Below are 7,507 nucleotides of genomic sequence, written 5' to 3' on the forward strand. Positions count from 1 at the left end.
GGCCGGCCCGCGGCGAGGCCGGCCCGTACGCACGCGGCGGTGTCCGGCTCGACACCCAGCAGGGCGGTCCGGCGGCCGGCTGCGGTGCTGCGGTAGTGCGCGACGGCGGCCTGGGCCAGGGAACCGACCCCCATCGGCACCGCCACCAGGGACGGCGCGGGGGCGCCGGCCACCCGCAGTTGCGCGTCGATCTCGTGGAACAGCGTGGAGTACCCGTCCACGATCCACCGGGGGATCTGTTCGTACCCCTCCCACGCGGTGTCCTGCACCAGCACGGCGGAGTCCCGCGCGGACGCGACCCCGGCCGCGTACCGGACGGTTCGGTCGTAGTCGGCCGCCCTGACCTCCACCCGGGCGCCTTCGGCGGCGATGGTCGCGGCCGTACGGGCACCGACCGCCTCGGGAAGGAAGATCCGTACCGGCACGCCCAGCAGCCGTCCCGTACGGGCCAGCGCGTGGCCGTGGTTGCCGTCGCTGGCGGCGATCAGCTCCAGCGGGGGCAGGGCGGCGGCGCGTGCGCGCATCTCCTCGACGGTCGCCGGTCCCGGGGGTGCGCCCGCGCGCTCGGCGAGGATGCGGTGGACCGCGTACGAGACGCCGAGCGCCTTGAACGCCGGGAGTCCGAGGCGGGTCGACTCGTCCTTGACGAAGGCACGGCGGACGCCCAGTTCGGCGGCGACCGCGGGCAGTTCGACCAGCGGGGTCGGGCCGGGCGCGGGCAGGCCCGCGTGGAAGAGGGGGACGTCGGCCGGTGGCGGCTCACAGGTCCAGTCCCTCGCGGTCGCGTTCACGTACCAGGAAGGGGCGCTGTCGACGGTGCGCGGTGCGGGGGACACCCGCCCACCCTCTCGCGCACGGACCGGCCGGGTAAAGCGGCACTCCACAGGGTGGGACGACCGGGCCGCGCGGCCGAACGCACGTACAGGGCAGGCACCGCAGTATCCTTTCGCGTGCAATTTGCCCAAGTTCCCCCGATCACACGTTTGGTTCTTTTGGGTGTAATTGATTGAATGGTCCATCCTCTTTGCCGGTCGGCGCGTTGTCCGGTGTGTGAATCCACGTGAACTCTGGGAGCGGAACATCGTCCTGGCGGAAGCTTTCTGTGCCAGCGACGAGCGTGTCCGGCAGGCGCAGTCGACGCTGGACGACGCACAGGCCGAGCGGAACAGAACCCTCGCCGCCTTCGCCGTCACCGTCGGCAACGACGGCTCGGTGGCGGATCTGATGGGACTGAACGAGCGGGAGGTACGGGTGGCCCGCCGCACGGTCGGGCGGGAGGACGCGCGCAGCGTCGCCAAGAGCCTCCTCCAGGTCTGCGCCGCCGAGGGCCCGCAGGAGCCCCCGCTCCTGTCGAACTCCCCCGTCTCCACGACCTCCCCGGTCGACGCCACCACGGAGATGGAGGTCCATCTGCCGCACCCCAGGGAGGAGATGAATCCGCAGCACCCGGACCCGGCGCCGTACGATCCGGCCTCGGCGCACCAAGCCGCTCCGATGACGGTGCCCATGGTCGAGGAGAACGTCGTCTGGTCGTCGAGCATGGACTCCGTCCTGCTGTGGAGCTGGCAGTCCGGCCTCGACCTCCAGACCGTGGCCGGGGAGTTGGGGCTCGACCTGCGGACCCTCCTGCTGCGGGTGCAGACGCTCGCCGCCGACGGGCTGCTCACGTCGCCGTCCCCGTCGTCCGTCGACAACGGCCAGGCGGGGCGCCACCGCCGGCACTACGAGGAGGACCCCTACACGGCCCTGTTCAGCCCGGCCCCTGCCTCGTTCCCCTCACCCGTCTACCGCTGATCTCGTCTGTCCGCCGCTGTTCTGCCCGCCCTCCCGGTCGCCGCCCTCTCCGGTCCCCGCCTCCCCCGGTGCCCGGTCCGGCTGTCCGCGCAGGTAGTTGTAGACCGTGGCACGTGAGACCCCGAGGAGCTCGGCGAGGGTCTGTACGGAGTGCTTGACCTGGAGGAAGCCCCGCGCCCGGAGCGAACGGACCAGTTCCTTCCGGGCGGCGGGGCCCAGGGCGCGCGGGGTGAGACCCCGGGACGCGGCGAACGCGTCGGTCACCGCGCGCAGTTCGTCGGCGCTCCGGGCGGTCAGGGTCTCCGCGAGCGGCCGGTCCTGGTCGTCGGTCCTGATCAGCTCGGCGATGCTCCTGGCGGCTCCGGCGAACTGCGAGACGTCCAGGTTGAGGCAGATGGCCGCGACGAACCGGCCCTCGCCGTTCCTGATCCCGATCGAGGTGCTCTTGGCGGCCCTGCCGTCGGGGAAGCGGTTGGGGTAGTTCTGGAGGACGTCGGGGTAGCCGGGGTCCTGGATGCGGGCGAAGCCCAGCTCGGTGGCCGGGTCGCCCACCTGACGGCCGGACAGCCCGCCCTCGATCGCCCGTACGGCGTGCTCCGGGTCGCGCAGGTCGTGCAGGACGACCTCGCACAGCCCCGGGAACATCCGGCCGAGTGCGACGACGATCTTCTCGGACTCCCGCAGCAGCAGCTCGTCCTCGTCGCTCACGCGGTCCCCCCGGTCCCCTCGCCCGGGCCTGGCGACCCGTTCCCGTCGTCCTGCCCGGCCACCAGCCGTCCCATCACGGCGGGGGCCTTGAGCCCGGACCCTGTCAGCACCACCACCGTGGTCTGTCCCGGCCTGATGACCCCCCGGGCCGTGAAGAGGTCGATCGCGGCGGCGGCGGTCGCGCTGGTCGGCTCCGCGTACAGCCCCTTGGCGGCGAGCCGGTGGACGGCGGACACGATGTCGGCCTCGGGGACCGCCGCCATGTCGCCCTCGGAGCGCCTGATCGCCCGCAGCACCTCGGGAAACCGTACGGGCCGCCGGATGGAGGCGCCCTCCGCGATGGTCGGCGCGTGGTCGACCGGTACGGGACTCTCGCCCCCGGCCTGGAAACCGGCGTGCAGGGGGGCGCAGTTGGCGGGCTGGGCGACGAGCAGCCGGGGCAGGCGGCTGATCCGGCCGGCCGCCAGCAGTTCGGAGAAGCCCAGGTCGCAGCCGAGGACCACACTGCCCGCGCCGGCGACCGTGACGACGTTGTCAGGCGCGGTGAAGCCGAGATCCTCCCAGAGTTCGTACGCGAGGGTCTTGACGCCCTGGAGGAAGAACGGGTGCCAGTTGTGGCTGGCATAGGCGGTGTCGGCCGAGCGGCGGACGGCCTCGGCCGCCGTCGCGTCCCGGTCCCCCGGTACGAGGCGCACCCGTGCTCCGTACGCGCGGCTCTGGAGGATCTTCGCCTCCGACGTCGACTCCGGTACGAGGATCTCGGCGCCCAGGCCGGCAGCCGCGCAGTAGGCGGCGACGGAGGCGCCTCCGTTGCCCGAGCTGTCCTCGATCACGTCCGTGACGCCCAGCCCCGCCAGGTGGGAGATCATCACGCTCGTCCCGCGGTCCTTGAAGCTGCCCGTCGGGCTGAACCACTCCAGCTTGAAGGAGACCTGGACCGCGCCCCAGGAGGAGGCGAGGAGCGGCGTGCCGCCCTCGCCGAGCGAGACCGGGTGGTCCACCGCGACGGGCAGGGCGGCGCGGTAGCGCCAGAGCGAGCGGGTGCCGGTGTCCAGGTCGTCGCGGCCGATGCCCGGCAGGGGGGTCACGGTCAGGGGCGCGCCGTCGTCGCCGCGCCAGCGCCTGCCGGTCAGCGGGTAGGTCCTGCCCGAGCGTTCGTCGAGGTAGCGGGGTGGTGTCGGACGTTCCATGATCGGCTGCCCTTCGAGCGGTCGGACGGGGCGGACGGGGTGGACGGGTCCCACCAGTCGGACCAGTCACACCAGTTGGACGGAAAATACAAACATAGACCCTTCGTCAAGACGCGGCGTGTGGTTGCGCTCACCTCCCGCCCTCCGCGCACGTCGTTTCCTTTGGCCTGGTCGTTCGTTGTGCTGGCCGGCGCTTGCCACTGCCGTGACCGTGAAGCGAACGCCACTGACACCTGGCGGGATGGAGTCGAGATGAGCCCTGTGACCGGCGAGAAGCGGCGCATCGATGTGGATGGCACCGGGATCGCGTACGTCGAGGCGGGACAGGGCGACCCGATCGTCTTCCTCCACGGCAACCCGACCTCGTCGTACGTATGGCGCAAGGTGATGCCCCACGTCACCGGACTCGGCCGCTGCCTGGCACCCGACCTGCCCGGGATGGGCGACTCGGACCCGCTGCCCGGGCGCGGTATGCGACTGGCCGACCATGCCGCCTTCCTGGAGCGCCTGCTGGACCGGCTGGGCGTTCGGGAGCGCGTCGTGCTCGTGGTGCACGACTGGGGCTCGGTGCTCGGCTTCGACTGGGCGCGCCGTCATCCCGACGCCGTGCGCGGCATCGCGTACATGGAAGCGATCGTGGCGCCGTTGACGCCGGCGCACTTCGCCGACGGGGGCGAGTTCATCGGACGCGTCCGCGGCCCCGAGGGGGAAAGGCTCGTCCTCGACGACAACGTGTTCATCGAGGGCTTCCTTCCCGGTGGCGTACTTCGCGAACTCACCCCGGAGGAGCTGGACGCCTACCGCCGCCCTTGGCGCGAGCCCGGCGAAGCACGCCGCCAGATGCTGGTCTGGCCGCGCGAGCTGCCCCTCGACGGTGAGCCCGCCGACGTCACGGCCGTGGTGGAGGCCAACGCGGCCTGGCTCGGCACCGCGCCGGTGCCGAAGCTGTTCGTCAACGCCGAGCCGGGCCAGTTCCTCACCGGCGCCCCCCGCGAGCGGTGCCGCGTCTGGCCCCACCAGCGCGAACTCACTGTTCCGGGAATCCACTTCGTCCAGGAGGACTCCCCCGACCGGATCGGCTCGGCCCTCGCGGCATGGCTGCCCGAGCTGCCCTGACCGCGGGTGTTACGGGCGGCTGTGGACCGTCGAGGAGTCGGTGACGGCGGCCTGCGCCCGCGCCATCGCGGCGGTGTGGCCGAACAGTCCGGGCAGGCCGCCCGTGTGCAGGAAGACGGTGCGCTGTCCCGGCCGTACGTCCCCCTCGGCAACCGCCGCGATCAGACCGGCCATGGCACGGCCCGTGTACACCGGGTCCAGCACCACGCCCTCCGCGCGGGCTGTCACCGTGAGCGCGTCCGTCACGGCGTCGGTGAGTTCCGCGTACCCCGCGCCGACCTGGTCACGGCGCAGACGCAGCGCGTGGGCGGCCGGCGCCCCGGGGCCCGCGAGGCCGGCGACGAAGTCCGAGACGACCTGACCGGGGTCGGTGACGGCTCCGACGTCCACGCCGAGGACCCGGTCCGCGCCGAGCGCGTGGACCAGGCCCGCCATCGTGCCGCCGGATCCCATCGCGACCACCAGCGTCGCCAGGTCGGGTGCCTGGGTCAGCAGTTCGTGCCCCGCTTCCGCGTATCCCCGGGCGGCGAGGACACTAGATCCGCCGAACGGGATCACGGCGGGCCCGGCGCCCTGGGCGCGCAACTCCTCCGCGACCTCGTCCAGGACGGCGCCCAGACCCGCCTGGTCGACGTCGCCCGCCCAGACGATCCGGGCGCCGAGGATGCCGTCGAGCGCGATGTTCCCGCTCACCGCGCCGGGCGGTGAGCCTTTCAGTACGCCGGGCGGTGATCCCTTCAGCACGAGGACGGCGTCCATGCCGAGGCGCGCCGCGGCGGCGGCCGTGAGCCTGGCGTGGTTGCTCTGCGGCGCGCCGCTGGTGACCAGGGTCCTGGCCCCCTGCCGGAGGGCCGCTCCCGCCGTCCACTCCAGCTTCCGCACCTTGTTGCCGCCGCCCGCGAGACCGGTGAGGTCGTCGCGTTTGATCCAGAGGTCGTCCGGTTCCAGCCCGACGATCCGGGCGAGGCGCGGCGCCGGCTCCAGCGGGGTGGGCCAGGTGCCGAGCCGTACGGGAGTCTCGTCGCTCATCCGGCTCTCTCGGTCCGATCGCGGGGAAGGTCTCTCCGGGACAGCGGTGACGGGTCAGGTGGTGTGGGCGTCGAACAGGGCGCTGACCGACTCCCCGTTGTGGATGCGCCGTACGGCCTCCGCGAGCGCCGGGGCGATCGAGAGGACCCGCAGCTTCTCGGTGTGCTCCTCCAGCGGGATCGGCACCGTGTTCGTGCAGACGATCTCCAGCACGTCCGGCTGCGCGGAGAGGCGCTTGAGGGCGCCGGCGGAGAACAGCCCGTGCGTACAGGCGACCCGGATCGAGCGGGGCTTCATCTCCCGCAGCCGGTCGAGGAGTTCGAGGACCGTACTGCCCTTGGCGATCTCGTCGTCCAGCACGATGACGTCGCGGTCGGTGACGTCGCCGATGACCGCGCTGATGCTGACCCGGTCGTCCGCGAAACGCTGCTTGGCGCCCGCCGCCACCTGCGCGCCGAGCATCCGGGCGAAGGCCGCGGCCTCCTTGGCGTTGCCGAGGTCGGGCGAGACGACGGTGGTCCGCGACAGGTCGTAGTCGTGGAAGTGCGCGGCCAGTTCCCGCAGCGCGTGCAGGTGGTCGACCGGTACGGAGAAGAAGCCGTGCATCTGGGGCGAGTGCAGGGTCATCGCCAGCACGCGGCTCGCTCCGGCGGTCACCATGAGATCGGCGACCAGCCGGCCGCCGATGGAGATCCGCGGCGCGTCCTTCTTGTCCGAGCGCGCGTACGCGTAGTGCGGCATGACCACGGTGATGCGGCTGGCCGACGCGCCCCGGGCGGCGTCGCACATCAGCAGCAGTTCGACGAGGTTCTCCTGGACCGGGGTGACCAGGGGCTGGATCAGGAAGACGTCCCGCTCCCGGCAGTTGGCCTGGAGCTGCACCTCCAGACAGTCGTTGGCGAACCGACTGGTGCGTACGGGACTGAGCGGAACGCCCAGATGCCCGCACACCTCGGCCGCCAACTCGGGATGTGCACTACCGCTGAATACAGCGATGTCTCGCACGAAAACGGCTCCTCGCATGATCGACCGGGGGTCCGTGGGTCATGCTACCGGCCGCTTCCGGACGCCGGATCCGCGGCCGGTCCGAGAGCCGCGGTGATCCGCTCCGGCCGCAGACCGGGGGCGAGGGCGAGCGTGACGACGACGGACGACAGGGCCATGACCGTGATCGCCGTCGCGGGCGAGGTGTACTGCGCGACCGCCCCGGCGAGGGCCGCCGCCACGCCCTGCATGGTCAGCCGCCCGGAGGTGTCGAGGCCGAGGGCCTGCCCCTGGATGTCGTCCGGGGTCAGCGCGATCAGGCTCTCCTGGAGCAGCAGGCTCGACGCGAAACCGATCGAGGCGAGGGTGGCCGCTGCCGCCGCGAAGGGCACCGCCGGGTGGCAGACGAACACCACGTAGGGCACGGCGAGCAGCAGGCGCAGCGGGGCGCCCAGCCGCTCACGTCGGCGCGCGGGCAGGAAGCGACCGGCGAGGGTGTCGCCGATGAGCATCCCGAAGGCCGCGCAGGCGAAGAGCAGGCCCGCGTTCCCGGGGTCGTAGGGGACGAAGAGGGACTCGCAGCCGACTATCAGCCCGTTGGGCACCCACAGGGCGAGGAAGACCGTGCGCCGGGCGGGCGACGACCAGAGACGGCTGTTGGTACGCCACGTCTCGGCGACCGAGGG

At 72.5% G+C, this 7,507-nt stretch carries 7 protein-coding genes and 1 pseudogene; 2 read left to right on the forward strand and 6 right to left on the reverse strand.

The genetic code is table 11. From position 1 onward, the window contains the following. On the reverse strand, positions 1 to 836 hold an 836-nt coding region (locus tag GT042_RS17530; RefSeq protein ID WP_345943810.1), incomplete at its 3' end, for a pyridoxal-phosphate dependent enzyme. 214 nt (positions 837 to 1,050) lie between these two features. Between GT042_RS17530 and GT042_RS17535 the strand changes: the two genes are divergently transcribed. Beyond that, complete coding sequence (locus GT042_RS17535) at positions 1,051 to 1,794, forward strand: hypothetical protein (protein WP_161309651.1); 744 nt, start codon at positions 1,051 to 1,053, stop codon at positions 1,792 to 1,794. Here the strand turns inward: GT042_RS17535 and GT042_RS17540 are convergent. Together GT042_RS17540 and GT042_RS17545 are read right to left on the reverse strand one after the other, a co-directional pair. Continuing rightward, positions 1,777 to 2,502: a PAS domain-containing protein gene (locus GT042_RS17540; protein WP_161309652.1), complete on the reverse strand. Its 726-nt coding sequence runs from the start codon at positions 2,500 to 2,502 to the stop codon at positions 1,777 to 1,779. The two genes, GT042_RS17535 and GT042_RS17540, sit on opposite strands and share 18 nt — an antisense overlap. Continuing rightward, complete coding sequence (locus tag GT042_RS17545) at positions 2,499 to 3,692, reverse strand: threonine synthase (RefSeq protein WP_161309653.1); 1,194 nt, start codon at positions 3,690 to 3,692, stop codon at positions 2,499 to 2,501. The genes GT042_RS17540 and GT042_RS17545 overlap by 4 nt, the downstream gene beginning before the upstream one ends. A 252-nt stretch (positions 3,693 to 3,944) precedes the next feature. Here GT042_RS17545 and GT042_RS17550 point away from each other — a divergent pair, with 252 nt between their 5' ends. Beyond that, complete coding sequence (locus GT042_RS17550; RefSeq protein ID WP_161309654.1) at positions 3,945 to 4,808, forward strand: haloalkane dehalogenase; 864 nt, start codon at positions 3,945 to 3,947, stop codon at positions 4,806 to 4,808. A 9-nt stretch (positions 4,809 to 4,817) separates the two neighbouring features. Here GT042_RS17550 and GT042_RS17555 read toward each other — a convergent pair whose 3' ends face one another. From GT042_RS17555 to GT042_RS17565, 3 genes and pseudogenes are all read right to left on the reverse strand, one after another. After that, positions 4,818 to 5,837 carry a pyridoxal-phosphate dependent enzyme gene (locus tag GT042_RS17555; protein ID WP_161309655.1) on the reverse strand — a complete coding sequence of 340 codons (1,020 nt, stop codon included), beginning with the start codon at positions 5,835 to 5,837 and terminating at the stop codon, positions 4,818 to 4,820. Positions 5,838 to 5,891: 54 nt separating this feature from the next. Further along, a complete protein-coding gene (locus tag GT042_RS17560; RefSeq protein WP_161309656.1) occupies positions 5,892 to 6,842 on the reverse strand; it encodes a ribose-phosphate pyrophosphokinase in 951 nt (316 codons plus the stop codon). Positions 6,843 to 6,886: 44 nt separating this feature from the next. Further along, positions 6,887 to 7,507, reverse strand: a pseudogene (locus GT042_RS17565) (MFS transporter); the annotation flags it as partial.

This window comes from Streptomyces sp. SID3212 (genome assembly GCF_009865405.1).
Classification (GTDB): domain Bacteria; phylum Actinomycetota; class Actinomycetes; order Streptomycetales; family Streptomycetaceae; genus Streptomyces.